Raw genomic sequence first — 16,305 nt, 5'->3', positions numbered from 1 at the left:
CTTCTGTGTCGGCGCGGGACATGGGAGAGCGGGGGCGCGGAGTCACTTGAGGGAGCCGGAGGCGAGCCCGGTGCGCCAGAACCGCTGGAGGAGGATGAACACGATGATCACGGGCACGATCGAGACCAGCGAGCCGGTGATCACGGATTCCTGAAGGAGCGGGGCGCGGGCGGTCTGACCGTTCCACTCGTAGAGGCCGAGGGTGATCGGGAAGAGCGACTCCTTCTGCAGCATCACCATCGGGAGGAAGAAGTTGTTCCAGATGGCGACGAACTGGAAGAGGAAGATGGTCACCAGTGACGGCGTCATCAGCCTGAACGCCACCGAGAAGAACGTGCGGAACTCACCGGCGCCGTCCAGGCGCGCCGACTCGAGGAGCTCCTGGGGGACGGCGGCGGCCGCGAAGATGCGGGCGAGGTAGACGCCGAACGGGCTGACGATGCTGGGCAGGAACACCGCGAGGTAGGTGTTGACGATCCCGGTCGCCGAGAACAGAAGGAACAGCGGGAGCGCGAGCGCGGTGGTGGGGACGAGAACGCCGCCGAGGATGACGGAGAACAGGAACTCGCGGCCCCGGAACTGGAACTTGGCGAGCGCATAGCCGCACAACGCGGAGATCAGCGTTCCGACGGCCGCGCCCAGCACCGCGTAAATCACGCTGTTCAGAGCCCACCGGCCGAAGATGCCGTCGCTGCGGCTGAACAGGGTGCCCAGGTTGTCGAACAGGTTGAAGTGCGAGAACGCCAGACCGTTGGTGGAGGCGAGGTCGCCCTGCGGTTTCGTCGACGCGACGATCAGAAAGTAGATCGGCAGCAGGAAGTAGATCGCCAGGAGGAACATCAGAGCCATGGCGGCCGTGCGGCTGACGCGGCTTTCGCGAATCAGGGGCTGGTTGCTCACAGTCCGGCCTTCTTCGAGGTCAGTCGCATGAACCCGAAGCTCAAGACGAAGGTGATGACGGCAATGACCACGGAGATCGCCGCTGCCTGCTGGTAGTTGTTTCCGGAGGCCACCGCGTACGCGAGCATGTTCGGTGTGAAGGTGCTCGAGATGTTCGAGGAGATCTGACGCAGCACGGCCGGCTCGGCGTAGAGCTGCAGCGTACCGATGATCGAGAACACCGTGGTGAGGATGATCGAGGGGGCGATGATCGGGACCTTGATCTGCCACGCGATCGCCCAGTTGCTCGCACCGTCGAGCTTGGCGGCTTCGTAGAGCTCCTGCGGGATCGACTGCAGTGCCGAGAACATGATCAGCATGTTGTAGCCGGTCCAGAGCCAGGTGGAGACGTTCGCCGCCGACCACAAAACGGCTCCCGGGCCGAGGAAGTCGGGCTGAAGGCCGATGCCTTTCAGCAGGTCGACGACGGGGCTGAGCTGCGGCGAGTAGAGGTACGACCACATGATCGCGGCAATGACGCCGGGCACGGCATACGGCATGAACGCCGAGATGCGGAAGAACGACTTGAGCTTGAGCACGGGCGTGTCGAGCAGCAGCGCCATGATCAGCGCGACGAACAGCATGACCGGCACCTGCACGATGCCGAACAGTCCGATGCGCCCGATGCTGGCCCAGAACTCGGTGTTCTGGAACACCTGCACGTACTGTTCGAAACCGCCGAAGGTCGTGTACGAGGTGCCGTACTGCCCGCCGGTGCGGCGCACGACGAGGAGGCTCTGCCAGATCGCGTAGGCGATCGGCACCAGGTAGAACAGCACGAACGGGAGGAAGAACGGGGTCAGGAACGCGACGATGGTGCCCGCCCGGGGGCCGCCGCCGTGGTGACGACGGCGGCCTCCGGTCGTCGCCACCACGCGGGTCGCGCGGGTTGCGAGGTCAGTCATGCTGCGGTCACTTGCCCGCCGTGGCCGGGATCGCCTGATCCTTCATCGACTTCAGTGCTGCCGCCTGGGCGGCCGAGAGTGCGTCGTTGATCGTGCCGCTGCCCGCTGCCGCCTTGGCCATCGCATCCTGGAGCGCCAGGTTCACGGTCTTCTGGGTGGGACCCCAGGTGAAGCCGGTGTCGATGTCCTTGGACGAGTCGGCGAAGACGTCGAAGATCTTCTCGTTGTTGTAGTAGGGGACGCCCTGCGAGAGTGCGGGAAGCGCCAAACCGGCGGTGGCTGCCGGGTAGAGGCCGCCCAGCTTGTTCTCCAGCGCGAGGGCTTCCGGGTCGGTGTTCAGCCAGTTGTTGAACTTGACCGACTCGTACAGGTGGGTGTTGCCCTTCATGAACGCGACGGTGGATCCGCCCCAGTCGCCGGATGCGGCATTCGAGCCCCACGTCGGCATCGGGACGATCGTCCACTTGCCGGCCTGCTTGGGCAGGTTGTCGCGGAACATGCTGTAGCCCCAGGCGGCGCCGACGTAGGTGGCGATCTGGTTCTTCTGGTACGCGGCGTACATCTGGGTCGAACCGTGGGCGAGGTCGGTGCGAACGAGCTTGGCGGCTATCAGCTTCTGCCAGTACTCGGCGACCTGCTTGCTCTGGTCGGACACGACGCTGACGTGCCACTTGTCGCCGGAGTACTTGTACATCTCGGCGGCGTTCTGCCAGAGGAGTCCGTTGAACCACTCGGCGTTGTTCGGGTCGAAGAACGTGATGCTCAGGTCGGGGTCCGCGTTGTGCAGCTTCTGGGCATCCGCTGCGTACTCGTCCCAGGTCTTCGGGATGTCGAGGCCGTGCTGCTTGAAGATGTCGCTGCGCACGTAGAGGGCCATCGGGCCGGTGTCCTGCGGGAAGGCGAACACGCCGGTGCCGCCGAAGCTGGTCTGCGACCAGGTCCACGGCACGAACTTCGACTTGGCCGCGGTGGCCGCCGAGCAGGCCGAGGCATCCACGAAGGCGTTCTGGATGCGCAGGTTGGGGAGCTCGTCGTAACCGACCTGAGCGAGGTCGGGTGCCTTGCCCGCCTTGAGGGCGTTGCCGATGGTGCCGTACTGGTCGTTGGAGATGTTCTTCGTCTGAACCTGGATGTTCGGGTTCTTCTTGTTCCACAGGGCGACGACCTGCTCCATGCCCGGAACGGTGTTCCAGTACTGGAGAGTGACTTTGCCCTTCGCGGGCGCACAGGACGCTGCGGATGCACTACCCGACGAAGAGGGCGACGAGCACCCGGCGAGTACGGCGACACTGGCTGCCGCGGCGACGACGGCGAGGCGGATGCGCGTGACTGTGTTGCTCATATTTTCCGTTCCAGAGAACGCCTAGCGACGGCACTAGACGGGTCGACGTTGACACCTCAGGCGGGATGCCTTCTGGTTGGAAGGGCCAGGACGCCACGGCGCCGGTTTGAGCGCCGTAGCGGGAATTAGCAACCATGTATTCCCTGTCCGTGAGCGCTCACGTGAACGTTCACGTGAGCGCTCACGGCAGAGCATTGTGAAGTGCTCGGAAGTCTGCGCTCCGGTGCGGTCGAGTGTCAAGGCTTCTGAGTCGTACACGGGTCCGGCAGGTTAAGCGGACCCGCCCAACCGCAGCTCGGCCCTGACGACGAGGTCGTCGGCCCCGAGCGGTTCCACCCCCGTCAGCAGCCGTGCGACCTGCTCGACAGCGAGCGCGCCGAGCTTTCGGATCTCGAGGGCGACGCTGGAGAGCGGGGGCTCGACCAGCGCGCCGAGCTGCAGGCCGTCGAAGCCGATCACGGCCAGATCCTGCGGGACGCTCCTGCCGAGTCGGCGCGCCTCACGCAGGGCGCCGACCGCGATGATGTCGTTGAAGGTGAAGACCGCGGTGACATCCGGATGGGCGGTGAGCAAGGTCCTCAGCGCCGCTCCGCCGCCGTCGGCCGACTGGGCCGCGCCGACCACCACGCCGGCGTCGATCCCGTACGACGCCGCGGCCGTCGCGAACCACTCGCGCCGCACGCTCGGCTCGGCGCGGCCGTCGTGGTCGAGCATGCCGATCCGCTCGTGTCCCTTCGCGACCAGGTGCGCGATCGCCGCCTGGACGCCCTCCTCGCCGTCGATCCGGATGGAGCTGAAGCGCGCCGTGTGGTGCTCGCGGCCTATGAGGACCACCGGTATGCCACGGGTGAACTGCTCCAGCTCGCTCTCCGGGCAGCTGAAGTAGCCGACGACCGCGTCCACTTGTGAGCCGATCACCTGCAGCGTGCCGCGTTCTTCTTCGGCCCTGTCCGCGGTGTCGTATACGACGACATGCCAGCCGCGGGCCCGGGCCGCCTCCAGCGCGGCCGCGGCGACCTCAGTGAAAAACGGGTTGAGAAGGTCGGGGATGACCAGCCCGACGGTGGTGGTGTCCTGCCGGACCAGACCACGGGCGAACCGGCTCGGCCGGTAGCCCAGCGCACGAGCGGCGTCCAGGACGCGCTGTTTGGTGGAGCCGTCGATCTCGTCTTTGTCGTTCAGTGCCCGCGACACGGTCTGCCGGGACACCCCGGCGGACCGGGCGACGTCATGGATCGTGACTTTCCGGGGTTCCGTCCCCGACGACGACACCATCGCCCACCTCCTGCTGCTCGCGGACACCCATGCGTCCGCAGGGCCTGAGTATGCCCGTGCGTGGCGCGGCCGCGCGAGGTCAGGTCTCCTTGTGGCCTGTGGCAACGGTATCTCCGAACCCGATATCTCCATGGCCGGTCGAGCCTTCGCCTTCCGCCCGGCCCAGGTTGAGGCCACGTAGCGCCGCCCTGCGGCCCCGGTCCGGGGACGAAGACGACCGGACGGCGCTGCGGCGCGCCCTGGACACCGTCATCGAGTACTACCGCCGGGATCCGGCCGACGCCCTCGCCATGACTCGGCTCGTCCAGAACACCCCCGCTCTGTGCGCCCGTCATCTGGAGAAACAGAGCGGATGGCGTCCGGCACTGGCCCGGGCCCTGGCCGAGCGGACAGACCCCGCACAGCCGACGACACTGGCCATGTCGGTCAAGGACGCCGCCCTGGACTGTCTGAGCATCGCTCTCGACCACTGGGCGGCCTCCGAGGGACAGCTCGACCTCGTCGCCCTCCTGGACGAGGCGTTCGCCGCGCTCACGTCCTGACGGACAGGCTCAGCTCGCGGTGCCGGTAGCAGTCCGACGGCTGTCGGCGACCCAGGACGCGAGGATACGCAGGCCGTCGTGCGTGGGCGTACCGGGTGCCGCGGTCCAGATGGTCAGCTGCTGGTCGGGGTCGGTGCTGCAGTTGAGGGTGTCCCATTCGAGAGTGAGGGTCCCGGCGACCGGGTGGTTCAGTGTCTTGGCACCCTCTCTGCGGGCCGCCACATGGTGCTCGGACCACCACCGCCGGAAATCGGGGTCCCGCTCCGACAACTCATCGACCAGGGCGATGAGCTGGGGCGAGTCGGGGTTGTGGGCCGCCTCCATGCGCAGCTGTGCCACGGTCATCCGGGCCGTGCTCTCCCAGTCGGCGTACAGCCCCTTCATACGGTCGGTGAAGACCATCTTCGCGTAGTTGCGGTCCTCCTCCGGGATCTGCCCGAAATCACCGACCAGGGCGGCGCCCATCGGGTTCCACGCCAGGACGTCCATCTGCCGCCCGAGGACCATGGCCGGAATCGAGCCGAGATCGTCGAGCAGCCGCTGCAACTGAGCGTTGACCTTCTGCACCTCGGGGCGGCGCGGGCGGCCGGTCTCCTTCCCCGCCAGCTCGAACACGTACTCCCGCTGGTCGTCGTTCAGTTTCAGGACGCGCGATGGCGTCGAGCACGGGCCCGGAGACCTCCATGCGCCCCTGTTCCAGCCGCGTGTAGTAGTCGGTGCTGATCGCGGCCAGCGTGGCCACTTCCTCCCGGCGCAGGCCGGGCACGCGTCGCGGCGCTCCGGAGTCGGGCAACCCCACGGAGCGGGGACTGAGCTCGGCGCGCCGTGTCTTGAGAAATTCGCCCAGCTCATGGGCTGCGCTGCCAGTCATGTCGGCCATTCTTGCAGGAAGTGACAGGTGCCTTGGATGAGAGTCCATGCGTCAGGTGTCAGATCGAGATCCATGAGTGGGGTTGGAAGTCGAGCGCAGGCTCATGCCGGCCATTCCGACACGGTCGACCAGCCGGGAGGGGGAGAGTTTCCTCCCTGGATGATTCCCTTCCAGGATGGAATTCTCCTCTTTGCGGGCCGCCCACGACGGTGGGAAGGTCGTTGACGTGAACGGGGAACCGGACCGGTAACCGGATCCACGAATACTCGGACGCCAAGCCGCATGGACGTGTGCTGTCCTCAAGAAGTCACCGATATTCCGAGTGCGGCACGTCACTACCGCACGCCGCGGCGCGCGCCCCGGCTTCGGGAACGCCGGGGTGCTGATCGGGTGGTGGCCTGAACCCGAGGCCGGCCGAACGCCATGACCGCGATCAACCGGTTCAAGACCATGGCCGAAGAGCCCGGCTGGGCCCGCTGACACCTCCTGTACAGCTGCACCAACGCGGCAGCCGCGCACCCAAGGAAAGAAAACGCCCGGACCCAAGGAAAGAAAAAGAAAGAAACAGCATGGAACTGCTGAAGCAGCCTCCCACCATGAAACTGCCCGCCGAGTGGTTCACCGGCGATGCCTGGGCCGACGTCATCCACCGCGGCGAGGAGCCGTCCCGCGCCCGGGCCAACATGGTCCGCTTCTCGCCCGGCGCCCGTACGGCCTGGCACAGCCACGGCCTGGGCCAGACCCTCTACATCGTGGAAGGCATCGCCCTGATCCAGTCCCGCGGCGGCGAGATCCTCGAGGCCCACCCGGGCGATGTGATCCACACGCCGCCGGGCGAGGAGCACTGGCACGGGGCCGCCCCGGACCGGTTCATGGTCCATCTGGCCCTGTGGGAGACCGACGAGGTCTCGTGGCTCGAGCACGTCAGCGACGCCGACTACAGCGGCCCGCGTATCAGCACCCGCACCCGCCCCTGACCGCGGGGAACACGGCGCACGGAAGCCCCCGAAGCCGCCGGACCTCGCCTCCGAGAAAAGATCCGAGAAAGCATCATGCGCGCAACCATCATCCACGCACCCCGTGACATCCGGCTGGAGAACGTCCCCGACCCGCGGATCGTCGCCCCCACCGACGCGATCATCCGTACGGTCGCCACCTGCGTGTGCGGCTCCGACCTGTGGGACTACCGGGGCATCAACCCGGTCGACCAAAGTTGCTCGGCGGGTAGGGCGGACGCATCGGCACCGGAGCGGCGAGGGAGGGCAGCGGTGGCAGCGCCTCCTCCTCCACCCACACCCTGAACAGATCGTCCAGGGGCCGGCTCGCGAAGCGTGCGGCGTGCGCGGTGAAGGCGCTGGTCGTCACGACCCCACCCCGGTGCACGCCCGCCCAGCTGCGCAGCATCCGGTGGAACGTCTCGTCGCCCAGCGCGCAGCGCACCGCGTGCAGCACGAGGCCGCCGCGTTCGTAGAGACGGTCGTCGAACATCCGCTTGCGGCCCGGGTCGGACAGCTTCAGGTCCTGCGGCAGTGAGGCCAGCTTGCGGTGCGCCACCGCCGCCAGCTGCGCGGCGGTACGGCCCCCGGACCGCTCCGACCAGAGCCACTCCGCGTACTTCGCGAAGCCCTCGTTGAGCCAGATGTGCCGCCAGTCGGCGATGGTCACGCTGTTGCCGAACCACTGGTGCGCCAGCTCATGCGCCACCAGCCGCTCCGAGCCCCGGACCCCGTCCACGTGGTTGGAGCCGAACAGCGACAAGCCCTGTGCCTCGACGGGGACGTCCAGCTCCTCCTCGGTCACCACCACCGCGTACTCGCCGAACGGGTAGGGACCGAAGAGCTCCTGGAACAGCTCCATCATGGCGGGCTGGCGCGCGAAATCCCTGGAGAACTGCGGCAGCAGGTGCGCGGGTATGTGCCCGTGCTGCGGCACACCGTCCTCGCCCGGATCGCCGAGCAGCACCGTCTGGTACTTGCCGATCGACAGCCCGACCAGATAGCTGGAGGTCGGTGCCGGCTGCTCGTACAACCACGTGGTCGTCGACGCCTTGGTCGTACGGGTCAGCAGGCGGCCGCCCGTCACCACCGAGTACGCCGACGGTGTGGTGACCGAGATCTGGTACGACGCCTTGTCCGCCGGGCGGTCGTTGCACGGGTACCACGAGGACGCCCCGACCGGCTGGCTGGCCACCAGCGCCCCGTCCTCCAGTTCCTCCCAGCCGATCCCTCCGTAGGGGCTGTCGACCGGCCTCGGGTTGCCGGACCACTGCACCTCGACGGTGAACGCGGCCCCCGCCCGGATGGGCTTGGGGAGACGGATGCGCAGCCGACCGCCGCGGTGCGTGTAGTGCGGCGCCCGGCCGTCGACCCTGACCCGGCCGATCCGGAAGTCGGCCAGGTTGAGCTGGAAGTCGGCGAGCGGGGCCCGGCCCGCTATGGCGTTCAGCCGAGCCGTCCCGGCGAGCCGGTTGGGGCCGGGGCGGTAGTCCAGCGTGAGCTCGTAGCGGTGCACCCGGTAGCGGGGATCACCGTTCGCGGGGAAGTACGGGTCTGCTTCCACCTTGTGCTGAGGGCTCACTGGTGCGTCTGCTCCCTGCGCTGTGCTCGTACGTCGTGCCGGTATCCCGTCCTTCGGCCCGGATCGAGTCAGGCGCTCACTTCCGGGGACGCCATGCCTCGATGGGGTTGCCCAGCCAGCGGGTGTCGTCGGGGACGGACTCCGCCGCCATGACGAGTGAGGCGGGACCCAACGTGGTGCGGGCGCCGACCGTGCTGCCGGGCAGGACGATTCCGCCAGGACCCAGCGTCGCGCCCTCACGGAGGACCACAGTATCCGTCCGCAAGATCCGGTCGTGGAAGAGGTGGGTCTGCAGCACGCAGCCGCGGTTGACCGTGACCCCGTCCTCCAGCGTCACCAGGTCCGTCTCCGGCAGCCAGTAACTCTCCACCCACACACCCCGGCCGATCCGGGCGCCGAGTCCGCGCAGCCACAGCGTCATCAACGGCGTGCCCGGCACCGACCCCGCCAGCCACGGCACGGCCACCACCTCGACGAAGGTGTCGGCCAACTCATTGCGCCACACGAAGGAGCTCCACAGCGGGTGCTCCCCGGTCCGGTGCCGGCCCACGAGCAGCCACTTCGCCACGACGGACAGCACACCGGCCGCCGATCCGGCGCCCAGGAACACCACTCCGCACAGCAGCCAGGCCCAGCCGCCCAGCGCGCTGAGTACCGCCGCCGTCAGCACGGCGAGCCCCGCCGAGCAGAACACGGGCACGAGCCGGCACAGCTCCACCAGCCCGCGGGCCCACAGCAGCCGGGCCGGCGGGTCGTAGGTGCGGCTGCGGTCGCCGTCGGAGACCGCGCGCGGCAGCCTCACCGGCGGCAGCCCCAGGTACGAACTGCCCTTCTTCGCCTTCTTCGGGGTCGCCGACAGCACACCGACCAGCCCGTCGTCGGGCACGCTCCGGCCCGGCGCGGTCATCCCGGAGTTCCCGAGGAACGCCCGCCGCCCGATCTCCGCGCGCCCGATCCGTACCCAGCCGCCACCCAGCTCGTACGGCGCGGTCAGCGTGTCGTCCGCCAGGAAGGCCCCGTCACCGACCGTGGTCAGACTCGGCAGCGCGAGCACGGTCGACACCTCGGCGCCCCGCCCGATGCGCATCCCGAGCAGCCGCAGCCACACCGGAGTGATCAGCCCGGCGTACAGCGGGAACAGTGTCTCTCGCGAGCGGTCCATCAGCTGGGTGACCGTCCAGGCCTGCCAGCCGATCCGGCTGTGCGTCGGGTGCGTGCCCTCGCGCAGCCCGAGACTCATCAGCCGTACGGCGATCAGGAGCAGCACCGCGTACGTCAGCCCGAACGCGAGCGTCGCGGGAACGAGCGCCACGGCGGCTCCCCGCAGGGCCGCACCGAGACCGGCGGCCGGATCGACGAACACGTGCGCCACCAGGAGCGCGGCCAGCCCGGCCGGCACCGGCAGCGCGGTCAGCGCGAAGCCGGTGACGCCATACATCGCCCGCCACCACATGCCGCGCTGCGGCCGCTCCCTGGGCCAGTTGCGCTTCGCCTTGCCGAGCTTGCCGGCTGGCGCGCCCGCCCAGCGCTGACCGGTCGGGATCTGCCCGGCGACAGCGGAACCGGGTGCCACCTCGGCCCGCTTGCCGACCCGCGCGCCGGGGAAGAGCAAGCTGCGCGTGCCGACCACGGCGTGCGCGCCCACCTTGACCGGGCCGATCTCCAGCCGGTCGCCGTCCAGCCAGTAGCCCGCCATGTCCACCTCGGACTCCACGGCCGCGCCCCGGCCCAGCTTCAGCATGCCCGTCACGGGCGGCAGCGAGTGCAGGTCCACGTCCGGGCCGATCTTGGCGCCGAGCGCCCGTGCGTAGCGCTCCAGCCACGAGCCCGTCAGCGAGGTCGCCCCGCTGAACTCGGCGAGTCTTTCCGCGGTCCACAGCCGCAGGTGCACGCCGCCGCCGCGCGCGTACCGGCCGGGCCCGACGCCCCGCAGCAGCAACCGGGCCCCGCCCGCCGCGATGGCGAGCCGTCCTGGCGGGGTGTGGAACAAGACCGCCCCGGCCGCCACGGCCCACCAAGAGGTCGCCGGTGCCCACGGGTAGGGACCGAACCAGTGCAGCACGTTCCCGAGCGTGGCCAGCGCAACGGTCCAGCGCAGCCCAAGAACCGTGAACAGGGGTATCAGCAGGAGGAGTTGCAGGACCCTGGCCCGCATCGGAACCGGCGCGATCACGCGTTCCGCCCCGTCGCCCTGCGTCGACTCCTCCAGATGGCGGGCCAGTTTGCGCAGCGTCGGCTGCTGGTAGATGTCGAGGACGGCCGCGCTCGGATAGCGGGTCCGAAGCCGGGTGGTGAGCTGGGCGGCGGCCAGACTGCTGCCACCGATCGCGAAGAAGTCGTCGGACGCGTCCGCCACCGGGATGCCGAGGACCTCGGTCCACTGCTCGGCCAGCCAGGCCTCCGTGCCGTAGAGCTGGGCGGTGGGGCTCTCCAAGCCCTCCAGCGGCCAGGGCAGTGCGTTCCGGTCGACCTTGCCGGACGTGCGGGTCGGCAGGTCGTCGACCGGCGCGAGCAGCGGGACCAGGGCGGCGGGCAGCTCCGCCCGCAGCTTCTCCACGGCGGCCGTGTGGTCCCAGCCCTCCTGCGTGACGACGTACCCGACGAGAAGCTGGTTGCCGCTGCGCGCGGTCCGTACTGCGGCGGCGGCACCGGCCACACCGGGCAGGGCCTGCAGTGCGGCATCGACCTCGCCGAGCTCGATCCGCCGGCCACCGAGCTTGATCTGCTCGTCGGCGCGCCCGAGGAAGATCAGTCCCTCCGGCTCGGCCCGGACGAGGTCGCCGCTGCGGTAGGCGCGCTCCCAGCCGAGGGACTCGAGGGGCGCGTACTTCTCGGTGTCCTTCTCGGCGTCGAGGTACCGGGCGAGCCCGACCCCGCCGATCACCAGCTGACCGCTGTCACCCATCGCCACGGGCCGCCCGGAGTCGTCCACCACGGCCAACTCCCAGCCGTTCAGGGGCAGCCCGATCCGGATCGGTTCCTCGCCGGTCAGCAGTGAAGCACAGGCCACCACGGTCGCCTCGGTCGGCCCATAGGTGTTCCAGACCTCGCGGCCCTCGGTGACCAGCCGCTGCGCCAGCTCGGGCGGGCACGCCTCGCCACCGAAGATCAGCAGGCGGACGTCGTTGAGGGTCTCGGGCTCCCAGAGTGCGGCCAGGGTCGGCACGGTCGAGACGACGGTGATCTCCTGCTCGACCAGCCAGGGCCCGAGGTCGACGCCGCTGCGCACCTGCGAGCGCGGTACGGGCACCAGACAGGCCCCGTACCGCCAGGCCAGCCACATCTCCTCGCAGGAGGCGTCGAAGGCCACGGAGAGGCCCGCCATGACCCGGTCACCGGGCCCGATCGGCTCCTCCGCCAGGAACAGGTCCGCCTCGGCGTCCACGAACGCGGCGGCGCTGCGATGGCTGACCGCGACGCCTTTGGGCTTCCCGGTGGAGCCGGAGGTGAAGATGACCCAGGCGTCGTGCTCGACTCCGGGGCGCGCTGCGGGGGTGTCGGACGTGCCGTGGACGGTGATCCGGTGCCCCGCGCCGACGACGGCGCGCACCTCCGCCTCCCCGAATACCAGTTCGGCCCGCTCGTCCGGATCCTCGGCGTCCACCGGGACGTAGGCGGCGCCCGCGGCGAGAACGGCGAGGATCGCCACGTACAGGTCGTTGGTGCCGGACGGGACCCGTACGCCGACCCGGTCGCCGAGGCCGACCCCGGCGTCCGCGAGGCGCCGCCGGAGGGCTTCGACCTCGACGGCCAGGGCGCGGTAGGCCAGGCAACGGCGGCCGTCGTCGAGGGCCGGCTCGTCGGGGTACGCCCGTACCGAGGAGTCGAGGATGTCCACGAGGGTCCGCGGCGAGGCGGCGGGGGCGGCGGAGTAGAGCGCGCGCTCGCCGAACTCGGCGCGCATCTCCTCGTCGGACAGCGCGGCGGGGCCTTGCTGGAGGGCTGCCATCGGGTCCTCACGTGTCGTTCCCGGAGTGTTCCGGGGCGCTGGTGGGCCCGCAGGAATGCCTGGGGATCTTCCGGTCCAGCTCCAAACAAGCGGGCAATCTTAGTACGACGTTCATCACGGGCCCGCCTGTCAGCCATCCGAAGGGCTGTTCAGTGGCACCCGGAAGGGGTGATTCCGGGGCGCTGACGTGGGGATGTGTCGTCCTGGCGAGATATGCCCCACACATGCCGGAAACACCGTTGAGGACCGCGACGTCACGGCCGCGGCCCTCACTCATCTCGTGCCGCCGATGGGGGACTTGTCATCCGAGGGAGGCACCAGCGGCCCGATGCCCGCCGAAAACCGCCTCCGCTACTTGGTCAACTGCTCGTACATGCTCTCCAGGTCCGACGAGAGCTGCGACTTGACCCAGCGCGTGACGTCGTCGGCCAGCACCTCGTGGGCTCCCGCCTCGATGCCGTCGAGCGCGGCGACGACCACGTCGTGGGGCTTCGACTTGGGTGCGTCGATGCGCGCCGTCATATCGGTGTCCACATAGGCGACATGGAGTCCCGTGACCGTGATGCCGCGCGGCTGCAACTGCAAGCGCAGGGAGTTGGACTGCGACCACAGGGCGGCCTTGGAAGCGCTGTAGGAGGTGCCGTCGGCCAGCCAGGACAGGGCGGAGTGGACGTTGAGGATGTGACCGCCGCCGTTGCGTTCGATGACGGGCACGAAGGCCCGGGTGACCAGAAGCGGACCGTAGAAGTTGATCTCGAAGTCCCGGCGTACGTCGTCGATCGGGGCCTCGAGGTAGCGGGCGCCGGCCGAGGCACCGGCGTTGTTGATCAGGATCGTGACGTCCTGGGCCTGCTCGGCGGCCGCCGCCACGGAGGCCGCGTCGGTGACCTCCAGGGCGAGCGGAACGGCGTCGGGGTGGGTCACCGTACGGGGGTCGCGCGCCGTGGCGTACACCTTGGCGGCACCGCGGGCGTACAACTCCTCCACGAATGCCTTGCCGATGCCCCGGTTACCGCCGGTGACGAGAACGTTCGCGCCCTTGATCGCTGTCATGACTGCCTCCACATCGAGAAACCGATCGGTTTCAAGCGACGATAAACCGATCGGTTTCCAAAGCGCAAGCCAGGGCCTCCGGCGTGAGTTTGATCAACAAACTCGGGCTGGCGGGATGGCTGATGAGCGATTCACGGACAAACGTGGCGCTGCGGCCCCACCGGCGGCTCCGGCCAAGCCGGCCGGGCCGGGACGGTCGCGGTGGCAGCCCGGCCGGGCGTCATGGGCCTGCACCGCAACGTCGCGTTCATGAGCGGGTTCAACGACTGGGTACAGCTGGTGGCGGACAGCGAGGACGTGGCCGACTGCCGCGCCCACGTCACCGGCGGTCGGCAGCCACCGGCGGAACGGCGCCCTTCCTCCTGAGACAGCGCACCCCGGCGCCCGACCGGTCGATCAAGCGAAAAGGGAGTATTCCGGCACGCCCGCGGAGGCGTGTTCCCCGGTACGGTTCAGCGCACGCCGGCGGCGTCGAGGAGCGTGGCGACGGTGGGCACGAGCAGGCCGGCGAGGTCGTCCACCTGAATGCCCGCACGGGCGCTCGCACCGTCGAAGACGAGCATCAGCTGCCGGGCCAGCAGGTCGGGGTCATTCGCCCCTCCCCGCTCGGCCTCGTTGCGGAAGTAGTCCATCAGATGCTGCTTGACCCGCCGAGCCACACGGCTCGCGGGATGATCGACGTCCTTGAGCTCGATCTGTACGGCGAGGAAGCGACAGCCCCGGAAGTCCGGTGCGGCCCCCTGCACCTCCGCCTGCTCGAAGACATGGGTGATCCGGTCACGAGGCGAACGCTCGTCGTCCGCGCCCGGCAGGAGGTGCTCCTCGTAGTCGGCGGCGGCCTGCTGCAGACTCGCGGCCAGCAGCTCGTCCTTGCTCTCGAACAGCTGGTACAGCGAGCGCTTGGACACGCCCGCTGACTTGCAGAGAGCCTCGACGCCCACACTGACGCCCTCGCGGTAGGCCAGCGTCGCAGCCGCCTCCAACAGCCGTTCGCGGGTGCCCGGCTTCGCCTCAGTCGTCATGAGTGAGAGGTTAACCCGAATCCGTCCGGGAGAAAACCGATCGGTTTTACCGGTCCTGGATCAGCCGCGCGCCGAGGACCCAAGCGCTGCCGCGCGCTGTTCGAGCCGCTTCAGAGCCACCTCGCCCCAGATGAGGTTCTCCCTCTCGAGGGCCAGGCCGCGCAGGCAGGTGAGATAGGGCCCGATCCGTTCGGCAGTGGTGAAGAACTCGTCCTCGCTGCGTCCGGCCAGCAGTCGTACCCGCACGCGCTCGAAGCGCGCGACCTTGGCGGCGGCCAGCTCCATGCGCTCGGCGATGGCAGCCCGCACGGCCTCGATGTCGCCGACGTCGACGCACTGGACCTTCACCATCAGCTCGTCCCTGATGGCCGTCGGCTTGGCGGGTGGTTCGGTGGTGTAGGCGCGCACGGCGTCGAGTCCGGCCCCGGTGAGCGAGAACAGCCGCTTGTTCGGCCGCCGCTCCTGCTGGACGACACGAGCGGCGACCAGGCCCTCGCCCTCCATGCGCTCCAGCTCCCGGTAGATCTGCTGCGGGGTGGCCATCCAGAAGTTGGCGACCGAGCCCTGGAACCCCTTCGCGAGGTCGTACCCGGAGGCCTCACCTTCCAGCAGCGCGGCCATCACCGCATGACGAAGAGCCATGAAACCAACGTAACACCCTGTTGATTAGTCAATGAGGCGACTAATGAGGCGACTACTCACCGCACGCAAAGCCCACGGGCGCGGGCGGAGGCCCGGGAGACCGAGACCCCGCCCGCCGCCGGATCAGGGGGCGTCGACGAGACCGTACTTCGGCACCCTCACCGTGCGGGCGCCCGGCGTGCCGCCGAGGACGACCTTGCGATAGGTGACGTTGTTGGTCGCGCTCTGCTCCTTGAGCCGGTTGTCGGGATTGGCGATGACCTGGATGTAGTAGGTGCCGTTCGGCAGGTTCGTGACGTCGAAGGACTGGCCGGGCCGGTACTGGCTGTAGGTGTCGCCGTTGCCGACGTCGAGGACCTCGCGCACGGAGACGGAGGTCTCCTCACCGCAGGCGGTGGAGAGGTCGGTGTTGTACGGGTGCCAGTTGGCGTTCTTCACCGTGTAGTCGATGGCGTCGGTGTTGGCCAGGCAGAACGCCTCCTTGCCGCTGCGGACGATCTCCTTCTTGTCCGCGCCGAGCAGCCGGTAGCTGGCGAAGTCGCTGAAGTGCCAGTGCTGATGGCCCTCCCGGGGGTCCCACTCCATGGTGCCGGTGCGCGTGTACCCGACCTGCTTGCCCTTGGCGTCGTAGAAGTACTGGTACGCGTCCATCTTCTCCTTGCCGGGGCTGCGGAAGCCGTCGACGACCAGCGGCGAGGGGCCTCCGTTCCACACGGTGGCGCTGAAGGCGAGGTAGTCCTTGCCCGGGGCGTCGCCGTCCTCTCCGCCGGTGATGGCGATGCCGTAGGCAGGAAGGGCGCGCAGATCGGGCTTCGGCACGTCGGCGGGGACACCTGCCCTGCCGGTCGGGCGCTTCGCGGCCGGTGCAGGGCTCTTCCGCGCATCCTTCGGCGAGTCCCTGCCGGCAGCCAGGCCATGGCCCCCGCCGGAGTCCTGCTGACGGACCGTCACCTTGATCGTCTGGGACTGGGCCGGCATGCCGAACACGTCGCGGTACTTCTTCGCCACCGAGACCTGGGCGGAGTAGACGCCGGGCTGCAGGTCGACCGCTCTGTCGGACTGGAAGCCCGGCGACGTGGCCGCCGCCCAGCCCTTCTCTAGACGAGTAGTTCCGATGTCTGGTGTCCGCTCTCACTTATCTTGCTGATTCTCAGTGGAGTTGAGCATCGATCTGCTTCTTCTGCCATG

12 protein-coding genes and 3 pseudogenes are annotated in these 16,305 nt (G+C 69.0%); 4 read left to right on the top strand and 11 right to left on the bottom strand.

Annotated elements, in window-relative coordinates; all coding sequences use genetic code 11:
* Window positions 1-42: 42 nt before the first annotated feature.
* The 4 genes from ACZ3TS_RS36890 to ACZ3TS_RS36875 form a co-directional block, all read right to left on the bottom strand.
* On the bottom strand, window positions 43-849 hold the full coding sequence (locus ACZ3TS_RS36890; RefSeq protein WP_467626309.1) for a carbohydrate ABC transporter permease: 807 nt from the start codon (window positions 847-849) through the stop codon (window positions 43-45).
* A 47-nt stretch (window positions 850-896) separates the two neighbouring features.
* Window positions 897-1,844: a carbohydrate ABC transporter permease gene (locus ACZ3TS_RS36885; RefSeq protein WP_467626293.1), complete on the bottom strand. Its 948-nt coding sequence runs from the start codon at window positions 1,842-1,844 to the stop codon at window positions 897-899.
* Between the two features lie 7 nt (window positions 1,845-1,851).
* Complete coding sequence (locus tag ACZ3TS_RS36880) at window positions 1,852-3,186, bottom strand: ABC transporter substrate-binding protein (RefSeq protein ID WP_467626292.1); 1,335 nt, start codon at window positions 3,184-3,186, stop codon at window positions 1,852-1,854.
* Between the two features lie 270 nt (window positions 3,187-3,456).
* Window positions 3,457-4,461, bottom strand: coding sequence for a LacI family DNA-binding transcriptional regulator (locus ACZ3TS_RS36875; RefSeq protein WP_467626291.1), 1,005 nt, complete (start codon window positions 4,459-4,461; stop codon window positions 3,457-3,459).
* A 167-nt stretch (window positions 4,462-4,628) separates the two neighbouring features.
* On the opposite strand from ACZ3TS_RS36875, the gene ACZ3TS_RS36870 reads away from it, so the two are divergent.
* Entirely contained in the window at window positions 4,629-5,003 is a 375-nt protein-coding gene (locus ACZ3TS_RS36870; RefSeq protein ID WP_467626290.1) for an acyl-CoA-like ligand-binding transcription factor, read from the top strand.
* 9 nt (window positions 5,004-5,012) lie between these two features.
* Here ACZ3TS_RS36870 and ACZ3TS_RS36865 read toward each other — a convergent pair.
* A pseudogene (locus tag ACZ3TS_RS36865) lies at window positions 5,013-5,874 on the bottom strand (helix-turn-helix domain-containing protein).
* 569 nt (window positions 5,875-6,443) lie between these two features.
* Here ACZ3TS_RS36865 and ACZ3TS_RS36860 point away from each other — a divergent pair.
* Both ACZ3TS_RS36860 and ACZ3TS_RS36855 read left to right on the top strand, forming a co-directional pair.
* Window positions 6,444-6,851: a (R)-mandelonitrile lyase gene (locus ACZ3TS_RS36860; RefSeq protein ID WP_467626289.1), complete on the top strand. Its 408-nt coding sequence runs from the start codon at window positions 6,444-6,446 to the stop codon at window positions 6,849-6,851.
* Between the two features lie 75 nt (window positions 6,852-6,926).
* A pseudogene (locus ACZ3TS_RS36855) lies at window positions 6,927-7,077 on the top strand (IMP dehydrogenase); the annotation flags it as partial.
* Here the strand turns inward: ACZ3TS_RS36855 and ACZ3TS_RS36850 are convergent.
* The 3 genes from ACZ3TS_RS36850 to ACZ3TS_RS36840 form a co-directional block, all read right to left on the bottom strand.
* Window positions 7,069-8,451: a M1 family metallopeptidase gene (locus tag ACZ3TS_RS36850; RefSeq protein WP_467626287.1), complete on the bottom strand. Its 1,383-nt coding sequence runs from the start codon at window positions 8,449-8,451 to the stop codon at window positions 7,069-7,071. The pseudogene ACZ3TS_RS36855 and the gene ACZ3TS_RS36850 sit on opposite strands and share 9 nt — an antisense overlap.
* A 76-nt stretch (window positions 8,452-8,527) precedes the next feature.
* Window positions 8,528-12,400, bottom strand: a complete 3,873-nt coding sequence (locus ACZ3TS_RS36845; RefSeq protein WP_467626285.1) for a Pls/PosA family non-ribosomal peptide synthetase — start codon at window positions 12,398-12,400, stop codon at window positions 8,528-8,530.
* Window positions 12,401-12,751: 351 nt separating this feature from the next.
* A complete protein-coding gene (locus tag ACZ3TS_RS36840) occupies window positions 12,752-13,453 on the bottom strand; it encodes an SDR family oxidoreductase (protein ID WP_467626284.1) in 702 nt (233 codons plus the stop codon).
* Window positions 13,454-13,654: 201 nt separating this feature from the next.
* Between ACZ3TS_RS36840 and ACZ3TS_RS36835 the strand changes: the two genes are divergently transcribed.
* Window positions 13,655-13,819, top strand: a complete 165-nt coding sequence (locus ACZ3TS_RS36835; protein ID WP_467626283.1) for a hypothetical protein — start codon at window positions 13,655-13,657, stop codon at window positions 13,817-13,819.
* Window positions 13,820-13,905: 86 nt separating this feature from the next.
* On the opposite strand, the gene ACZ3TS_RS36830 is transcribed toward ACZ3TS_RS36835, so the two are convergent.
* The 3 genes and pseudogenes from ACZ3TS_RS36830 to ACZ3TS_RS36820 form a co-directional block, all read right to left on the bottom strand.
* Window positions 13,906-14,475 carry a TetR/AcrR family transcriptional regulator gene (locus ACZ3TS_RS36830; protein ID WP_467626281.1) on the bottom strand — a complete coding sequence of 190 codons (570 nt, stop codon included), beginning with the start codon at window positions 14,473-14,475 and terminating at the stop codon, window positions 13,906-13,908.
* Window positions 14,476-14,535: 60 nt separating this feature from the next.
* Window positions 14,536-15,117, bottom strand: coding sequence for a PadR family transcriptional regulator (locus ACZ3TS_RS36825; RefSeq protein WP_467626280.1), 582 nt, complete (start codon window positions 15,115-15,117; stop codon window positions 14,536-14,538).
* Window positions 15,118-15,240: 123 nt separating this feature from the next.
* Window positions 15,241-16,218, bottom strand: a pseudogene (locus tag ACZ3TS_RS36820) (lysyl oxidase family protein); the annotation flags it as partial.
* Between the last annotated feature and the right edge of the window lie 87 nt (window positions 16,219-16,305).

The sequence above is a fragment of the Streptomyces sp. NPDC022910 genome (assembly GCF_055561075.1).
The sequence above is the reverse complement of the archived record's forward strand: the minus strand, read 5'-3'. Positions and strand labels throughout refer to the sequence as shown.